The 16816-nt window shown below is 59.9% G+C and carries 15 protein-coding genes and 1 pseudogene; 12 read left to right on the forward strand and 4 right to left on the reverse strand.

What is annotated here, in order from left to right; all coding sequences use genetic code 11:
- Positions 1 to 352: 352 nt before the first annotated feature.
- Complete coding sequence (locus FHT76_RS32150; protein ID WP_183757064.1) at positions 353 to 1237, reverse strand: MBL fold metallo-hydrolase; 885 nt, start codon at positions 1235 to 1237, stop codon at positions 353 to 355.
- A gap of 378 nt (positions 1238 to 1615) precedes the next feature.
- Here FHT76_RS32150 and pmtA point away from each other — a divergent pair.
- The 8 genes and pseudogenes from pmtA to panD all read left to right on the forward strand — a co-directional run bounded on the left by pmtA (position 1616) and on the right by panD (position 8746).
- Positions 1616 to 2234: pseudogene (pmtA, locus tag FHT76_RS32155) on the forward strand (phospholipid N-methyltransferase PmtA).
- A 115-nt stretch (positions 2235 to 2349) separates the two neighbouring features.
- Positions 2350 to 2973: a GntR family transcriptional regulator gene (locus tag FHT76_RS32160; protein WP_183757161.1), complete on the forward strand. Its 624-nt coding sequence runs from the start codon at positions 2350 to 2352 to the stop codon at positions 2971 to 2973.
- Between the two features lie 199 nt (positions 2974 to 3172).
- On the forward strand, positions 3173 to 4147 hold the full coding sequence (bioB, locus tag FHT76_RS32165) for a biotin synthase BioB (protein ID WP_183757063.1): 975 nt from the start codon (positions 3173 to 3175) through the stop codon (positions 4145 to 4147).
- Positions 4144 to 5289 (forward strand): 8-amino-7-oxononanoate synthase, encoded by a 1146-nt coding sequence (locus FHT76_RS32170; protein ID WP_183757062.1) that lies wholly within the window; start codon positions 4144 to 4146, stop codon positions 5287 to 5289. Before bioB ends, FHT76_RS32170 begins: the two co-directional genes overlap by 4 nt.
- On the forward strand, positions 5286 to 5924 hold the full coding sequence (bioD, locus tag FHT76_RS32175) for a dethiobiotin synthase (protein ID WP_183757061.1): 639 nt from the start codon (positions 5286 to 5288) through the stop codon (positions 5922 to 5924). The genes FHT76_RS32170 and bioD overlap by 4 nt, the downstream gene beginning before the upstream one ends.
- Complete coding sequence (locus tag FHT76_RS32180; RefSeq protein ID WP_183757060.1) at positions 5921 to 7189, forward strand: adenosylmethionine--8-amino-7-oxononanoate transaminase; 1269 nt, start codon at positions 5921 to 5923, stop codon at positions 7187 to 7189. The genes bioD and FHT76_RS32180 overlap by 4 nt, the downstream gene beginning before the upstream one ends.
- Positions 7186 to 8175, forward strand: coding sequence for a beta-ketoacyl-ACP synthase III (locus FHT76_RS32185; RefSeq protein WP_246712672.1), 990 nt, complete (start codon positions 7186 to 7188; stop codon positions 8173 to 8175). The genes FHT76_RS32180 and FHT76_RS32185 overlap by 4 nt, the downstream gene beginning before the upstream one ends.
- A 118-nt stretch (positions 8176 to 8293) precedes the next feature.
- The gene (gene panD / locus FHT76_RS32190; protein ID WP_183757059.1) at positions 8294 to 8746 is read left to right on the forward strand and encodes an aspartate 1-decarboxylase; all 453 of its coding nucleotides are present in this window, start codon (positions 8294 to 8296) and stop codon (positions 8744 to 8746) included.
- Positions 8747 to 8979: 233 nt separating this feature from the next.
- On the opposite strand, the gene FHT76_RS32195 is transcribed toward panD, so the two are convergent.
- Together FHT76_RS32195 and paaN are read right to left on the reverse strand one after the other, a co-directional pair.
- On the reverse strand, positions 8980 to 11034 hold the full coding sequence (locus FHT76_RS32195; RefSeq protein ID WP_183757058.1) for a 3-hydroxyacyl-CoA dehydrogenase NAD-binding domain-containing protein: 2055 nt from the start codon (positions 11032 to 11034) through the stop codon (positions 8980 to 8982).
- A 112-nt stretch (positions 11035 to 11146) separates the two neighbouring features.
- Complete coding sequence (gene paaN, locus FHT76_RS32200) at positions 11147 to 12805, reverse strand: phenylacetic acid degradation protein PaaN (RefSeq protein WP_183757057.1); 1659 nt, start codon at positions 12803 to 12805, stop codon at positions 11147 to 11149.
- Between the two features lie 101 nt (positions 12806 to 12906).
- Here paaN and paaG point away from each other — a divergent pair, with 101 nt between their 5' ends.
- The 4 genes from paaG to FHT76_RS32220 all read left to right on the forward strand — a co-directional run bounded on the left by paaG (position 12907) and on the right by FHT76_RS32220 (position 16191).
- A complete protein-coding gene (gene paaG / locus FHT76_RS32205; RefSeq protein ID WP_183757056.1) occupies positions 12907 to 13701 on the forward strand; it encodes a 2-(1,2-epoxy-1,2-dihydrophenyl)acetyl-CoA isomerase PaaG in 795 nt (264 codons plus the stop codon).
- Positions 13698 to 14147 (forward strand): hydroxyphenylacetyl-CoA thioesterase PaaI, encoded by a 450-nt coding sequence (gene paaI / locus FHT76_RS32210; protein WP_183757055.1) that lies wholly within the window; start codon positions 13698 to 13700, stop codon positions 14145 to 14147. The genes paaG and paaI overlap by 4 nt, the downstream gene beginning before the upstream one ends.
- Before the next feature lie 33 nt (positions 14148 to 14180).
- Positions 14181 to 15491, forward strand: coding sequence for a phenylacetate--CoA ligase PaaK (gene paaK, locus FHT76_RS32215; protein WP_183757054.1), 1311 nt, complete (start codon positions 14181 to 14183; stop codon positions 15489 to 15491).
- A 103-nt stretch (positions 15492 to 15594) separates the two neighbouring features.
- Positions 15595 to 16191, forward strand: coding sequence for a TetR/AcrR family transcriptional regulator (locus tag FHT76_RS32220; protein WP_183757053.1), 597 nt, complete (start codon positions 15595 to 15597; stop codon positions 16189 to 16191).
- A gap of 6 nt (positions 16192 to 16197) precedes the next feature.
- On the opposite strand, the gene FHT76_RS32225 is transcribed toward FHT76_RS32220, so the two are convergent.
- Positions 16198 to 16812, reverse strand: a complete 615-nt coding sequence (locus tag FHT76_RS32225; RefSeq protein WP_183757052.1) for a transferase hexapeptide repeat family protein — start codon at positions 16810 to 16812, stop codon at positions 16198 to 16200.
- Between the last annotated feature and the right edge of the window lie 4 nt (positions 16813 to 16816).

A 16816-nucleotide genomic window follows, 5' to 3' on the forward strand; every position in this document is an offset into this window, starting at 1 on the left:
TGAGTATCACTGCGCTCCGCACCCACAACTTTCGTTAGGAATATGGCGCATCCAAGGCTGCCCTTCGGCCCTGCCGTCAGATCGTCGAAGTGGGCGCAACCCACGTCCACGAGATCCAAATCACTGCAAAGGGTGCGTTTCTCCCAAGCGGCATCACTGTCACGTCCACGAATTTCGCAGCGTATTTTTTCGCCGAGGCGGGGTGTCCGCGACGTCCTCGACGGCTCTGTCTCAACTGTGAATGCCACCGCGCAACGGCGATCCGCCCTCAGTCTCGTTGAAGGGAACCATGCGTACCGCACGCGTCCATCAGCACGGCAGTCCGGAAGACATGCTGCCGCGTCTTTTGTTGCTATTTCATTTCCGGGACACCCGGCACCCACTTGAAGTGGTCGCCGTCGGCCTGGATGTGGCCGACACCTGGAAATGGTAAGTGTGGTGCAAAGACAAGCTGATCTGACTTCGCCAGCTTTTTCAAGGTCTCGATGCGGTTCTTCTCGGCGGCTTTTTGATCGTTGTCAAAGCCAACCGGCCATTCAGGCTTCACGAGCGAAATGATCGAGCTGTGCACCGTGTCACCGATGTCGAGCAGCGTTTCTTTGCCTGACGCGATTTCATAGCCCACATGCCCGGGCGTGTGACCCTTCAGTCCAACCGAGACGACTGCCGGCACGACCTTTGCACCTGGTTTGAACGTCTGCACGTGGCTATTGATGACCTTGATGATATCGGCGAGTTGTGTGTCCTTTTTGGCGAACGTCCATTCAGCCGAGGACATGCGGATCGTCGCCTTGGGGAAGGCAAGCTTCCCGTCTCTGACGAGACCGCCTATGTGATCAGGGTGCGAGTGCGTGATCAGGACGTCGGTGACGTCTTCCGACTTGATACCAGCCTGAGTGAGAGACTTCTCCAGTGCGCCACCCACCCCGGTGTCGACCAATATTACGCGCCCCGGCTCCTTAATGAGCAGCGCGTCGACGCTGAGGGTTACGGTGTCAGTTGGGACGCCTGCGGCCTTGAGGACGTCGCCAACTTCCCCAACTGTGTGGGAGACACCAAATATCTTGCCATCATTCGGCCGCACAAATTCAGCGTCGTGCAACGCCACGACCTCAAGAGCACCTATCCTGAAGGCTTTGAAGTCGGGTTGCTGAGGAGGCATCTGGGCGGAGGCGCCAGCAGCGACGGTAAGGGCTGCGAACGACGTCAAAGCGAATGAAGCTCTTGTCGAAGACATACCGAAGGTCCTTGTACTTGTGGCGGCAGATGTCTTGTACGTCTCATCACAGCTTTGGTCATCTCTCATTGTCGTGAACACAACATATCGGGACCGAGCAGCTTTGGTCGGCCGCAAGAAGAGTGTGGGACGACGGACGGCCTCGACCTGGCCGGCCGCCTCTAGTGGACGGCAATATTTCCTCCCATACGGGCGACGGTGGTCGCGCGGTCTCACTATCCTCGTGCGCTGGTCGAAGGCGAGGCGATTTTTTTGCCTTCTGCAGATTGGGTTGACGCGAGCATGACAAATTCGAACTGAAAACGCCGGTAAGAGACTTGCATTTGTCGATTTTGGAATATCTGTTCGCGATCACTAAAACACGAGCGGAGTCGAACAGTGAGCATACGGCAGCGGGTGAGTTTGAAGTTCAGGGATGAGATCGAGTTTTTGAGGGGATGGAAGCGCGACCGTACAGCGGTGGGCGCAACTACCCCAACCTCGGTTGCGACGGCCACGAAAATGGCGAGCATCATTTAGCCGGGCTCCGGACTTCCCGTACTGGAACTCGGACCGGGGACGGGGGTCACCACCAAGGCAATCCTGGAACGTGGTGTTCTCCCAAGGAATCTTATTTCGATCGAGTATTCGCAGGAATTCTGTCGCCATCTCCGCGAGCAGTTCCCTGCAGTCGACGTGCGATGTGGCGACGCCTTCGCCCTCGATCTTACGCTGGGAGCGCAGCGCAAAACCAAATTTGACTCTGTCATCTCAGCTATACCGCTTCTGCACTTGCCACCGGAGAAGCGGCGGGAACTCGTCCTCGACCTCCTCGAGCGCGTCCCGGCGGGCAGGCCGGTCGTCCAGATAACCTATGGCTTGCTGTCCCCCGTCGTCGCGCTGCCCGCGGGATACGAGGTCCGCCACCTCGCGTTCATGATGAGGAAACATTCCACCCGCGCAGCTTTGGATGTATGCGAAGAAGCAGGGGCAGAATAAATCGGGACCACCTCGCTAACGACGAACGACCTTCGGACCTTCACCGCTCGAGGCCGCACCACCAACTTCTCTTTTCAGTGGGTCAATAGTCAGGCACGCTCGACAGCGCGCCTGGCAGCTTTTATCTATAAATGATGACCGCTGCCACTGAGGACACAATTGCCAATCGCATTAGCCGCGTTCTCGCGGACCGCATCATTACAGGTGCACTTGAGCCTGGGAGCAAGCTGAGGCAGGACCACATCGCCGACGAGTTCGACACCAGTCACGTACCGGTGCGAGAAGCATTCCGCCGGCTCGAGGCCCAAGGGCTTGCCATTAGCGAGAGCCGCCGGGGCGTTCGCGTTGCAAGCTTTTCCCGGGCCGCCGTAGAGGAAGCCGCGCTGATGCGTTCGGTCCTCGAGGGACTGGCGTTGCGGCAAGCCGCGCCGAACTTGACGACATCCATCATGGACGAAGCAATGGCGGCGATGATTGCTGGTGATACCGCACGCGACGCGCGAACCTGGGACGAGGCAAATCGGCGCTTCCACCACCTGTTGCTGGCTCCAAGCAAAATGCCGCGATTGTTGGCAACAATCGATGATCTCCAGATGGTGGGTTCGCGCTACGCGTTTGCGACCTATGGCGCGGTATGGATCCCGCGGATCGACCTCGATCACCACTTGATCCTCGACCACCTTCGAAAAGGTGAAGTCAGTCAAGCCGTCGTCGTTCTTGAACGGCATGTGCAGCGGATAGGTCCCATTCAGCGCTGACTTGCGACGTGCGGGTTGTTAACCCCACCCTGGAACCATTGCTCTGGGCCTGGCCGGCTCAAGAACGCGCGCCTCAAATCCCGCTCAGGTTGATTTCGCACTGCCGAAATTCTTCGGCTGGTTTGTTGCACATAGTCGTCTCGTTTCATTTTATAGATAATTATGGATTCTATCTATCAATATCGAAGGGAGGCATCGCATGGAGCAGGCGGACGCGACGATCAGGGTAAAAATCGGTTACGACGAGGCTGGTGTTATCTATAATTTACCTTTCAACGATCTCGTTTTCCGCGCCCAGCAGATCCATCGCGAGACCTTTGATCCAAACGCAATTCAGATGAGCCGGCTTTTGTCCATCAAGACCGGTGGATGCGCCGAGGACTGCGGTTACTGCAGCCAATCAGCTCACTATCCGACGGGCCTCAAGGCCTCCAAGCTGATGGAGGTCGAGCGGGTCCTTGCTGCGGCACGTCAGGCTCGCGCCGGCGGAGCGACCCGTTATTGCATGGGTGCGGCGTGGCGCAGCCCGAAGGACCGAGACATGGACACGCTTGTGGCGATGGTCGAGGGCGTCAAGGCTCTTGGCATGGAGACCTGCATGACGCTCGGCATGCTCACTCCTGAGCAATCTGAGCGCCTAGCAGATGCCGGCCTGGACTATTACAACCATAACATCGACACCTCCGAACGTTTTTATCCCGAGGTCATCACCACCCGTACCTTTGAGGATCGGCTGGAGACCCTCGCCACCGTGCGAGATGCTGGTATCAAGGTCTGCGCAGGCGGTATTCTCGGAATGGGTGAAACCACTGCTGACCGGATTTCCATGCTTGTCACATTGGCCAACCTTCCGGAGCACCCGGAGAGTGTGCCAATCAACATGCTGATCCCAATCCCCGGCTCGAAGCTTGCCAATGCCGTAGCTGTCGATCCGATCGACTTCGTCCGCACCATCGCCCTTGCCCGCATCCTGATGCCGAAGTCCCATGTCCGCTTATCGGCAGGACGCACCGACATGAGCGATGAGATGCAGGCGCTCTGCTTCTTTGCCGGAGCCAATTCCATATTCGTCGGCGAGACACTTCTGACGGCAGACAATCCCGGTGAAGACAAGGACGCCATGCTGTTTCGGCGCCTAGGCCTGGAACCAATGCCACTGGAACATCGCCCTTGAGCGGGGTCGCGCTTGCCCGTTATGCGAAGACCATGGCCGGGTTGGAGCGCAAGTCGCGCATCCGTTCCGTAACCGTGGCATCGGGCATCGACTTTGCGTCGAACGACTATCTAGGGTTCGCCAATTCAGCTCGCCTGAAAGCGGCAATTAGGGCAGCGGTTGACCGGGGTGTTCCCGTGGGCGCCGGTGCCTCGCGGCTGCTCCGCGGTAATCACATCGAGCACGAGATGCTGGAAGCGGAAGCGGCACGGCTCTTCGGCGTGGAGAAGTCGCTATATTTCGCCAGCGGATATGCCGCGAATGCGGCGATCTTCTCCACCCTGCCTCTGCGCGACGACCTTGTCGTCTATGACGAACTGATCCACGCAAGTGCAATGGAGGGGATCTCAGCCAGCAAGGCAATCACCCGCGCCGTGCCCCACAACGATGCCTGTGCAGTCGAGCAGGCAATTCGGGAATGGCGGGACAAGGGAGGAAAGGGGGTTCCTTGGATCGGCGTTGAGAGTCTCTACTCGATGGATGGTGACAGGGCGCCGCTGCGTGAGTTGGCCGAACTTGCCCGGCGCCATGACGGTTTCCTTGTCGTCGATGAAGCGCATGCAACCGGTGTCTTCGGCCAAGAAGGTCGAGGCCTTGCCGCCAATCTCGGGGCGGGTAGTCATGTCCTGACGGTCCATACCTGCGGCAAGGCGCTGGGCGCTAGCGGGGCGCTCCTGGGGGGGCCGAAGATCCTCGTGGACTACCTTATCAATCGCGCCCGCAACTTCATCTACTCCACCGCGCCATCGCCGCTAATGGCAGCGGCGGTCCGTGAGGCGCTTCGTTTCCTGGCCGATGAGCCGGAGAGGCTGACCCGCCTGGAGAAACTCGTCGCCTTTGCCAGCGCACAACTGCAATCCCGACTAGCCAAGACGCCGAGCGGCTCGCAGATCATCCCGGTCTTGATTGGTGACAACGGACGCGCGGTCTCGATTGCCCGCCAGATGCAGGCCGAAGGATTTGATATTCGCGCAATCCGGCCACCGACGGTTCCCGAGGGTACGGCGCGGTTGCGGATCTCCATTACTCTGAATGTGGAGGAACAGCAGATTTCAGCAATGTTCGAACGGCTCTTCACGATCCTGAAGGAGAATGGGCAATGACGGCACACTTTGTCGTCTCCGGCACGGATACCGGCCTTGGCAAGACCGTATTTGCTGCTGCGCTCACAAATGCGTTGGGCGGTCATTACTGGAAGCCGGTGCAGTCAGGTCTCGATGGGGAAACGGATTCACAAACCGTGTCCCGATTGGGCGGCGTGCCTTCTGAACGCATCCTCCCTGAGGCCTACAAACTCTCGACACCTGCCTCGCCGCATCTTTCAGCCCGAATCGACGGAACTTCAATCGATCCGCGCAGGCTTGTCCCACCCGATGTCGATGGACCACTTGTGATCGAAGGGGCAGGGGGCCTCATGGTCCCGCTCTCTGAAAGTCTTGTGTTTGCCGATGTGTTTGCCGCTTGGCAGATTCCCGTCATCCTGTGCACGCGGACGACGCTTGGCACCATCAATCACACGCTGTTGTCCGTCGAAGCGATGCGCCATCGCGCGGTTCCGATCCTCGGCATCGCCTTTATCGGTAATGAAAACCTGGAAACCGAATCCATCATCAGCAAATTGAGCGGCACTCGGTCCCTCGGTCGATTGCCAATCCTGACGAGCTTGACAGCAACGGGTTTGAGGAGGGCGTTCCACGACAATTTTGATCTTTCCGCATTTGGAGAGGTCAGCCCATGACCCGATCGATTATCTGGCATCCGTTCACCCAGCATGCGCTGGAACCTCCGATGAAGCGCATCGTCTCCACGGAAGGAGCCTACCTCGTTGATGAGGATGGCAATCGAATTCTAGATGCCATCTCCTCATGGTGGGTGATCACCCACGGCCATCGACATCCGGCCATCATGCAGGCAATCCGCGCCGCGACCGAAGCGTATGATCAGATCATTTTTGCCGAGTATTCACATGAGCCAGCGCAACGTTTGGCGGAAGGATTGGTTGCTGTTGCGCCCCCCGGATTACGGCATGTCTTCTACTCCGACAGTGGTTCGACGTCTGTCGAAGTCGCCTTGAAGATGGCGCTCGGCTTTTACCACAACACGGGCGAAGCGCGCGATCGAATTGTCGTGATGGAACACGGCTACCACGGGGACACAATCGGCACCATGTCCGCCGGTGAACGCGGTGTCTTCAACGCTTCATACGCGCCGCTGCTCTTTGGAGTCGACCGAATACCGTTTCCGGAACCGGATCTCGAGCAGCGGGCGCTAGACGCCTTCGAGGCATTCTGCCGCACTGGCCGCATCGCGGCCATCTTGCTCGAGCCGCTGGTGCTGGGTGCGGGGGGCATGAAGACCTACACCCCCGAGGTCCTCAAGGCCCTCAGGGAAATCGCTCACCGCCACGGGTGTCTGGTCATCGCCGACGAAGTGATGACAGGTTGGGGCCGAACCGGAACAATGTTTGCGTGTCAGCAAGCGGATGTGTCACCCGATATTTTGTGCACCTCGAAAGGATTGACCGGAGGCGCCCTGCCACTGGCGGCAACGCTCTGCACATCCGATATATATGAGGCGCATCTGTCGACCGATCGGCGCAAGACATTCTTCCACTCGAGTTCCTATACCGCCAACCCCGTTGCCTGCGCCGCCGGTGTCGCAAATCTCGAGGTGTGGAAACACGAGGATGTAGGCTCCCGTATACAGAGATTGGGAAGTCTCCACCGTCAGCACTTGCCAAAGTTTGAGGATGACGACCGGTTCTCTGGGGTGAGACAGGCAGGTACCATCGTTGCGCTTGACCTGGATGTAACCGCCGCTGGCTATCTTGCAGAAGTCGGTCCGCGCATGCGGCGGCTCTTTCGCGAGCGTGGCTTTCTCATTCGTCCGCTTGGCAATGTCATCTACCTCATGCCGCCTTATTGCGTCAGCGCCCCAGAGCTCAGCCTCGTTTACGACGCGATCGACGAGGTTGCCACAATCATTCAGGGAGGATCGCGATGAGACCAGCAGCTTCCTCGCGTATGGCGGGTTTCGGGCATGCGGTACCCGGCCGGCGCGTCGACAGCACCGAAATCGAGGCAACGCTTGGGCTCGAACCGGGTTGGATCGAGCGCCGGACCGGTATTCGCAGCCGATATTGGGCAAGCGCTGGCGAGACGCTCAGTGCACTCGCAGCAGAAGCAGGCCGGATGGCACTCGAAAATTCAGGTGTCTCACCGGACGATGTCGCCTTGACCTTGCTAGCAACCTCGACGCCAGATCATCTGCTTCCGCCATCCGCGCCACTGCTCGCGTATCAGCTGGGGCTCACGAGATCCGGCGCGATCGATCTCGCCGGTGCCTGCTCGGGCTTTCTTTACGCGCTAACCCTGGCCGACGGATTCGTGCGCCTGCATGGTCGTTCGGTTCTGGTTGTGGCCGCCAATATTTTGTCCCGCCGCATCAATCCCAACGAGCGCGCCAGCGCCGTCCTGTTCGCCGATGCGGCCGGCGCGGTCGTCCTTTCACCTTCCGCCGAACCCGAAGCTGGACTGAGGGGGGTCGAACTCGCCTCCGATGGCAGTGGCTATGACCTGATCACCATTCCAGCGGGCGGGAGCAACCGCCCCTTTACGGGCAAAATAGCCGGAGAGGAGTTCCTGATGTCTATGAAGGACGGGAGAGAGGTTTTCTCGCGCGCCGTCGCAGTCATGACGCAATGCTCACGCGAGGCACTCGCGAGGGCCGGCCTGACGGCATCTGAGGTTGACCGGTTCGTTCCGCACCAGGCCAATGCCCGGATTTTCGATGCCGTTTGTAACGATCTTGGCATCGATCCATCGAAGACGGCGCGAACAATCGAGGCCTTCGGGAATTCGTCCGCCGCGACAATTCCCCTGTCACTGTCAATCGCCAATGCGACGAAACCATTTGTTCCCGGTGAATGCCTGCTTCTCGCCGCGGCCGGCGCGGGAATGATTGGCGGTGCCTGCGTATTGGTCACGTAGTCGATCAGGACAGGGCAAGGCCGCCCCATGCTGACCAGGTGATCATCATGACGCGCGTCGATCGACGTCATGCGCGACAGCAAGGCTGGCGCGGCGAGAGATAAAGAAAGGTTGGAATATGAGAAAAGTGGTCGCCGGCAAGCTGCACGGCATCTATGTGACAGAAGCGAACTTGAACTATCGTGGGTCGATCGCCCTCGATCCAGACCACTGCGAGGAGGCAGGTATCCTGCCGATGGAGTTTGTCGAGATCTGGAACAAAAACTCTGGAGCGCGAATATCCACATATGTCATTCTTGGCGAACGCGGCTCTCGATGCTGCATTTTGAATGGCGCGGCCGCTAGAACATGTCAGGCCGGCGACCAAATAATCATTTGCAATTCGATCTATCTTGGCGAGGCGGAGCTGACGTCCATCAAGCCGAAGATCCTAACCTTCGATGAAAACAACGTTGTCCGCGACAGGCTGAGTTACTCGGTGTCGCTGGATGAGAGGGGGCGCTATGCCTTCGATATTCGCGATGAGAATTCCAACCCTCTCCCAGTACCCACACTGGTGTCGGACCGGTAAGGCAAATGCCCACCCCAGCATCGCGCCTCGAACGCAGACCTCTTCAGGCCCGGTTAGGTCACCGCTCAGCGACATAACTTCTGCTCCGACCATCGCCACTCCGTTGATTTTTGAATTTGTCGAAGTGGCGCCGCCCGGTCTGGCGGCGTTCTCAAAGAGCGAGGCACGTTGACTCGTAGGACGCACCGGACCAAGAGCAGTTGACTGGTTGGCAGCTTTGGTCCAACGCGCAACTATGGTAAACCAAAGCGGCCAGAACCTGTGCTGTTGCGGAGCAGGCCGCATGGAGGCTCAGCAAGGCCTTCTTTGGCAAAACGTTCGAGTATCGCAACGATATCCCCAAGTCCCCGTGTCTCGGCGTAATGCATCAGACCGCCTCTGAAGCGTGGGAATCCATAACCGTGAATTTGAACGAGATCGATGTCTTCAGACCGCGCAGCAATCGTCTCGTCCAGGATTCTTGCGGCCTCGTTGATCATGGGCAATACGATGCAATCAACGATCTCGCCTTCGCTCCACTGTCGCTGCGGCGTGGCCAAGGCTTCGGCAGCGATTATGCCAGCAACTGCAACGGACGGCTTGGGCGTCCGATCGCCCTTGTCGTAGTCATACCAGCCACCACCGCTCTTCTGCCCGAAACGTCCCAAGGCATAGAGCCGATCGGCGACCGGTGCAAAGGGCGTCTCTCCCCTTACGCGGGCAGCCCGACGCTGAAACGCAGCGATGTCGAGACCACCAAGGTCCTGCGCCTCGAACGGCCCCATCGGCAGGCCAAAGGCACGCATGGCGGAATCGACGGTCTGCGGTTCTGCACCCGACAACAGCAGGCGTTCCGCCTGTGCACGTGTGACCTTGAGTATCCGGTTGCCGATGAAGCCATCACAGATGCCGGCACGGACCGGGATCTTGTTCATCATGCGGGCGAGTGCGAAGCCAGTCGCGAGCGTGACCGGGGCCGTATCCGGTGTTGGCACGATCTCCAGCAGCTTCATCACCTGAGCTGGACTGAAGAAGTGCAGGCCAAGAAAGCGCTCCGGATGCGCGATGTCGGCCGCGATCTGCCCCGGATCGAGATAGGAGGTGTTGGTGGCCAGCAAAGTATCGGGGCGGCAGACTGCCGACAGTCTGGCGAAGACATCGCGCTTGACGCCGAGATCCTCAAAGACTGCCTCGATTACGAGGTCGACGTCAGCGAGGGCACCGTAGTCGGTCGTGGCGGTCACTGCGGCAAGCCGCTCTTCCGCGACATCGGGGCTGATCTTGCCGCGCTTGACGGAGCTTTCGAAGATTGCGCGCAGATTGGAAAGCCCGCGGTCGAGCGCCTCGCTGTCACGCTCGACCAGTGTGACTGGCAATTGGGCATCACAAAGTGCCGCAGCGATCCCGGCTCCCATCGTTCCGCCGCCAATCACCGCAGCGGATCTGATCGATTGCGGGACTGTCGCGCGAAGCTCTGGCGGCCTTGGTGCTGCACGCTCCGCGAAGAAAACGTGACGCAAGGCTCGAGCCTGGGGCGAGCCGCGCAAGTCAAGGAATGTCTCACGTTCAAACTCCATTGCAGCCTCGAACTCGTATTCGCAGGCCTTGCGGATACAGTCGAGAGCCCGAAGGGGAGCCTGTTCCCGCTTGGCGCGCAACGCAACTGATTTCGCAGTTGTCTCCCAAAAGCTCGCCTCCACGGCAGGGACGTACCGTTCGCAAAGGGGAGGCGGGAGGGGTTGGGCGAGAGCCAGGCGGAGGAAGTCGATCGCGCCGCTTTCCAGGTCGTCTTCGACAACGGCATCGATCAACCCTTGCGCGCGAGCCCGCAGGGCCGTGACAGGTTGGCCAGACGTGACCATGTCAGCGGCGAGCGCCGCTCCGGCCAGACGCGGAAGGCGCACCGTGCCGCCAGCACCCGGGACGATCCCCAGCCGTACTTCTGGCAGACCGATGCTCGCCGATGGCGAGGCCACGCGAAAACGGCAGCCGAGTGCAATCTCGAAGCCTCCGCCGAGCGCACTGCCGTGGATTGCTGCGACCCACGGCTTGGCCGTCTTCTCGATACGCGTGACGAGGTCTGGAAGGTGAGGGGGGAGGGGCGGTTTGCCGAATTCGCTCACATCGGCCCCGGCAATGAATGTCCGTCCGGCGCAGATCAGCACCACCGCGTCAACCGAGGGGTCGCGGTCGAGCGCCTCAGCGGCGTTCCAAAGATCCTGTCGTACAGCCTGCGAAAGGGCATTGACCGGCGGGTTATCAACGGTCACGACGGCGATCTTGCCGATCTGTTTTATTGTCAGTGTCATTTGCTTGCATCCTCGTCTGCATCGCAAAGCTGTCTGGTTCCGTTCGTTCCTATGCCGTCATTGCGGGCAGGGAGGGAATAAGGCTTCGCGTTGTTGGCGTCTTGGTAACCGGTCAGACCGTCCTCGGTTGGCGCCACATCACTGTGCTAAACCGCTCTGCCACGAAGGCGGCGTCGGTGAGGCTGGCATTACCTGCCGGGTTTGCACCTGTGACGTGGAAGTCGCTGAAGGCAGCGCTCTGGTTCACGAAAATTCCTCCCGTCAAATTGATCGAGAGGTTGACGCCAGCGTTGCAAAACGCGTTTACGGCGTTCTCAATCCTGGTGTCATCCGTATCATAGAGCGCCGCCGTGATCGCACCCTTTCGACGGGCTAGGCTTGCCGCCCTCTCAATGCCTTCGGCCGCATCGGCTACCGCGACGACAAAGGCGATCGGACCGAAGCGTTCTTCCTCGTGTGCATCTGTCTTTTCGGCATCCACGCCAAGGATAAGAGGGGTTGCCGTGCGCGCATCCCCGGCATCGATCGGGGCAGAGTCGCGAATGAGCGTTCCAAGGCCGCGAGCTGTCTCGATCCGCGCCAGGGTTGCCGAATTGGCAATTGCGCCACAGACGCCGTTAGCACGCGCAGGATCGGCAAGAAGGTCATCGATCGCCGAGGCAATTCCCTTCGCGACGTCCTCAAAACCCTTATGGCCTTGGTTCGTCGCGATGCCACTCCGGGGGACATAGATGTTCTGCGGGGCGGTGCACATCTGGCCGCTATAGAGCGAAAGCGAAAAGGCAATATTCGCGCACATGCCGGCAAAGTCGTCAGTCGTTGCGACGACCACCGAATTGACACCGGTTTCTTCGGTGTAGACCTTCGCCTCTCCGGCATGCCGCCGCACCCACTCCCCAAAGCTGCTGGAGCCGGTGTAGTCGATGATGGAAACGGCTTCGCTCTGAACGAGGCCAGCGGTGATTTCTGCACCCGGAGCGTCCGGTGCGAGAAGCGCGATATTGCGGTCAAAACCTTCTTCCGCAAGCACCTGTCGAATAACCGAAATGGTGATCGCGAGAGGAAGAATTGCACCTGGATGCGGCTTGACGATGACCGTATTGCCGGTCGCGAGGCTGGCAAACAGGCCCGGATAGCTGTTCCAGGTCGGAAAGGTTTGGCAGCCGATCACCAGCGAGACACCTCTGGGAACGACCCGCCAGTGCTTTTGAAGAACGATCGGCTCGGCTTTGCCCTGCGGTTTCGACCACACGGCCTGCGCAGGCGTGCGGCTCATCTCCGCGTAGGCATAGGCGACGGCCTCAAGGCCGCGGTCTTGCGCGTGCGGTCCCCCAGCCTGGAATGCCATGGCAAAGGACTGCCCCGTCGTGTGCATGACAGCATTGGCGATCTCAAAGCTGCGGTGATTGAGACGTGCGAGTACTTCCAGGCAGACGCCGACACGGGTCTTGATCGGGGCAGTTGCCCATGCGGATGCTGCAGCCTGCGAGGCGGCAATCAGGCTGTTTGCATCGGCCGCCGGATAAGTGACGCCGAGCGACGGGCCGAATGGCGAAACTTCGGCCCCGACAATCCCACTTCCAGGATGACCGGGCAGGTCGAAGGGCCTGCCAAGCTGGGCGTTATAAGACGCCAGACCATCGTCCTTGGCTGTTTCGCCATAAATCTTGCCGCTTGGGATTTCAGGATAGGCCGACCAATAGCCGCGGTCCTGCGTGGCCTTGAGGGCCGCCACAAGGGTCGGCTGGTAGCGGTCAAAAAGGGCATCCATTATATGTTCCTCGCGTGGTGTGGATTTATAATTGACCGGCCGGTCGGTTTATGCAAGAGTTTTTTAATGAACCGCCCGATCCTGGCGGAACTGGAGGAAACATGTCCGAATCCGACACCGTCCTGTCGGCGCTTGCCGATGGCGTCCTTGCCTTGACGCTCAATCGCCCAGACAAACTCAATGCCTTTAACGAGGAGATGCATGTGGCGCTGCGCAACGGCTTCGAGCGCGCTCACAACGATGCGGCGGTGCGCGCCGTGCTCCTGACCGGGGCAGGACGTGGCTTTTGCGCCGGGCAGGATCTCGGTGACCGTGATCCGCGAAAGGGTGGGATAGCCCCGGACCTCGGACGTACCATTGAACTGTTCTACAACCCGCTGATCCGGCTGATCAGGACGCTCGACAAACCAGTCGTCTGTGCGGTGAATGGCGTCGCCGCCGGCGCCGGCGCCAATATCGCGCTTGCCTGCGACATCGCTCTGGCAGCACGATCAGCTCGCTTCATCCAGGCCTTCGCGAAGATCGGTCTGGTACCCGACTCCGGCGGCACCTGGAGCCTGCCACGCCTGCTTGGAGAGGCGCGCGCCAAGGCGCTCGCACTGACGGCTGAACCGCTCGATGCGGAAACGGCGGCGAGCTGGGGCCTGATCTGGAAAGTGGTCGACGATGCGGCACTTCTGGATGAAGCCCATGCGCTTGCCAGCAGACTGGCAGCCGGACCAACGAAGGGTCTCGGCATGACCAAGCGCGCCCTCCAGGCTGCTGCCACCAATTCGCTGGATCAGCAGCTTGAACTCGAACGCGATCTGCAGCGCGAGGCCGGCCGTAGCGCGGATTATGCCGAAGGCGTCGCCGCATTCCTGGAAAAGCGCAAGCCGGAGTTTAAGGGACGATGACGGACCGGGTAGTTCTGACGGCACAGGAGCTTGCCGATGCCTGCGCGGATGCGATGTGGCATGAGGACAATGCCACCCGGCATCTTGGCATGAGAAGAGACCGCGTTGCGCCGGGCCTTTCGGTGATCTCCATGATCATCAGACCCGAAATGACCAACGGACACGGAACGTGCCATGGTGGATATATCTTCACATTGGCCGATTCCGCCTTCGCCTTTGCCTGCAACACGTACAATCAGCGCGCCGTCGCGCAGCATTGCTCGGTCACCTTCATCGCACCCGCCTTTGTCGGCGACCGATTGACGGCGACCGCGCGCGAGGTCTCGCGACGCGGGCGCGGCGGGATCTACGATATCAACGTGACCAATCAGAATGGCGATCACATTGCTGAATTCCGCGGCCATTCGCGCACGGTCAAGGGCACTCTTTTGCCGGACGAGGCGTAAAGCCGCCGGCCGCTTATCTCGGAGGAGACAGACATGGAAGACCTATCACCACGCCCCGGCGACCTTGACGCGATCGAAAGGGCATCGCGCGACGAGATTGCCGCGCTCCAGCTTGACCGGATGAAATGGTCGCTGGTCCACGCCTATGACAACTCATCGTTCTACCGTGTCCGCTTCGATGAGGCAGGCATCCACCCCTCGGATCTGAAGTCGCTCGCCGATCTTGCGAAGTTCCCGTTCACGACCAAGAAGGACCTTCGCGACACCTATCCGTTCGGAATGTTTGCCGTGCCCAGGGAGAAGCTGGTGCGCATCCATGGTTCTTCGGGCACCACCGGCAAGCCGACGGTCGTCGGTTACACACAAAAGGATATCGACACCTGGGCAGACATGGTGGCGCGTTCGATCCGGGCTGCCGGCGGCCGCAGAGGCGACATGGTGCATGTTGCCTACGGCTACGGGCTCTTTACCGGTGGCCTTGGCGCCCACTACGGCGCCGAGCGGCTTGGCTGTACCGTCGTGCCGATGTCCGGTGGGATGACGGAGCGGCAGGTCATCCTGATGCAGGATTTCAAGCCCCGCATCATCATGGTCACGCCCTCATACATGCTTTCGATCCTGGACGAGTTTCGTCGGCAGGGGATCGATCCGCGCGAAAGTTCGCTGGCGGTGGGCATCTTCGGTGCCGAGCCCTGGACCAATGCGATGCGCCAGGAGATCGAACAGTCGTTCGACATGCATGCCGTCGATATCTACGGCCTCTCCGAGGTCATGGGACCGGGCGTTGCCAGTGAGTGCGTCGAGACCAAGGACGGCCTGCACATCTGGGAAGACCACTTCTATCCTGAAATTATCGACCCGGTGACGGGCGAGGTTCTTCCCGACGGAGAGATGGGCGAGCTCGTCTTCACGACCTTGACCAAGGAAGGTCTGCCAATCATCCGCTACCGCACACGCGACCTGACGCGGCTGCTGCCCGGCACGGCCCGTTCCATGCGGCGCATCGAAAAGATTACCGGCCGCTCCGACGACATGATGATCCTGCGCGGCGTCAACGTCTTCCCGACGCAGATCGAGGAGCAGATCCTCAAGTGTCAGGGCCTTGCCCCGCACTTCCAGATCGAACTCAATCGGGCCGGGCGGATGGACCAGATGACGGTTCATGTCGAGTGTACGCCTGACGCAGCCGACGAAATCGCCCGCGCCTCATCGGCAAAATCCCTTGCCCACTACATCAAGAGCATCGTTGGTGTTACCACAAAGATCGAGATTCGCGATCCGGGTGGAGTCGCCCGGTCCGAGGGCAAGGCGAAACGGGTCGTCGACAACAGACCCAAGGAATAAGGACAGACGCTTCCCGGCACGGAGACGTCGGGAAGCGTCATTAAGAGCTTACAGCGGCTTATCGCGTGGAGGGCGCGAGAGAAGGACAGGGACACAGGATCATATGGCACGCACGCGCGCGATCGACTTTGAAGAAAAACAACGCAGCCTTTTGAGCAGCGCCGCTGCCGTCTTTGCAGAGATGGGGATGGAGAAAGCGTCCATGGCCCACATTGCCTCGCGCAGCAACGTCTCCAAGGCTCTCCTCTATCACTATTATCCGAGCAAGGACGCGTTGATATTCGACATCATTCGCAACCATCTCGAGGAACTGGAAGCCGCCGTTGCCGCTGCAGACGAGCCGGGGGCGACACCCCAGCAGCGTCTACGGTTGCTGGTGCGGCAAGTGCTTGAAAACTACAGAGACGCCGACAACGAGCACAAGGTGCAGCTGAACGGCACGAGTGCGCTGTCGCAGGACCAGCTTGATGAGCTACGCGCGATCGAGCGTCGGATCGTCAAGCGCTTCTCCAACACCATCATTGAGATCAACCCGGATCTCAACGCCAGCAAACCTCTCTTGATGCCCGTTACGATGTCGCTCTTCGGCATGATGAACTGGGTCTACATGTGGTTTCGCCCGGGTGGCCCGGTCAGTCGTGACGAGTATGCCGATATCGCCACGACCTTGATCCTCGAGGGCGTAAAGGCTGTCCGATAGGGATACTCAATCCCCGAATTTCAGCCGCTCCAGGATCAAGGGATCATAGTCCGGGGCCCTGATGCGTCGACGCTCTGGCTCCGGCGCGCTAAGCGGCTGGGCTGGCTGAAGCTTTTCCCTGGCCTCAAGTGCGAGGCGTTGATAGACGCCCGTGCCCTGGCGTTTCCAGGCCATTTCCTTCTCGCTGAGTTCGCGAACGACCCGGGCAGGGGAGCCGACGGCAAGGCTGTTTGCGGGGATCTCGGCCCCCGCCTTGACGAAGGCCATGGCGGCAACGATCGAATTTTCCCCGACGATGGCCTCGTCCATGACGACCGCATTCATCCCCACCATTGCATTGCGACCAATCCGACAACCATGCAAAACGGCGCCATGGCCGATATGTCCCTCTTCGCCGATCACCACTTCGACATTGGGGAAGCTATGGACGACGCAGGTTTCCTGGACGTTCGACCCGCGTTCCATCACGATGCGTCCGAAGTCCCCGCGCAATACGGCGCAAGGCCCGACATAGCAGGCAGGACCTACAATGACGTCGCCGATCACCACAGCGGCCGGATGGACGAAGGCCTCCGGATGGATGACGGGCACGACACCATCATAGGAATAGACCTGCGCCATGTCA

Source organism: Rhizobium sp. BK176 (assembly GCF_024808055.1).

Coding starts and splice junctions, on each gene's coding strand:
- FHT76_RS32195 (WP_183757058.1), bottom strand. CDS start 11,034: ATGACACTGACAATAAAACAGATCGGCAAGATCGCCGTCGTGACCGTT.
- FHT76_RS32180 (WP_183757060.1), top strand. CDS start 5,921: ATGACCCGATCGATTATCTGGCATCCGTTCACCCAGCATGCGCTGGAA.
- FHT76_RS32160 (WP_183757161.1), top strand. CDS start 2,350: ATGACCGCTGCCACTGAGGACACAATTGCCAATCGCATTAGCCGCGTT.
- bioB (WP_183757063.1), top strand. CDS start 3,173: ATGGAGCAGGCGGACGCGACGATCAGGGTAAAAATCGGTTACGACGAG.
- bioD (WP_183757061.1), top strand. CDS start 5,286: ATGACGGCACACTTTGTCGTCTCCGGCACGGATACCGGCCTTGGCAAG.
- panD (WP_183757059.1), top strand. CDS start 8,294: ATGAGAAAAGTGGTCGCCGGCAAGCTGCACGGCATCTATGTGACAGAA.
- FHT76_RS32150 (WP_183757064.1), bottom strand. CDS start 1,237: ATGTCTTCGACAAGAGCTTCATTCGCTTTGACGTCGTTCGCAGCCCTT.
- paaG (WP_183757056.1), top strand. CDS start 12,907: ATGTCCGAATCCGACACCGTCCTGTCGGCGCTTGCCGATGGCGTCCTT.
- paaI (WP_183757055.1), top strand. CDS start 13,698: ATGACGGACCGGGTAGTTCTGACGGCACAGGAGCTTGCCGATGCCTGC.
- paaN (WP_183757057.1), bottom strand. CDS start 12,805: ATGGATGCCCTTTTTGACCGCTACCAGCCGACCCTTGTGGCGGCCCTC.
- FHT76_RS32220 (WP_183757053.1), top strand. CDS start 15,595: ATGGCACGCACGCGCGCGATCGACTTTGAAGAAAAACAACGCAGCCTT.
- FHT76_RS32185 (WP_246712672.1), top strand. CDS start 7,186: ATGAGACCAGCAGCTTCCTCGCGTATGGCGGGTTTCGGGCATGCGGTA.
- paaK (WP_183757054.1), top strand. CDS start 14,181: ATGGAAGACCTATCACCACGCCCCGGCGACCTTGACGCGATCGAAAGG.
- FHT76_RS32225 (WP_183757052.1), bottom strand. CDS start 16,812: ATGGCGCAGGTCTATTCCTATGATGGTGTCGTGCCCGTCATCCATCCG.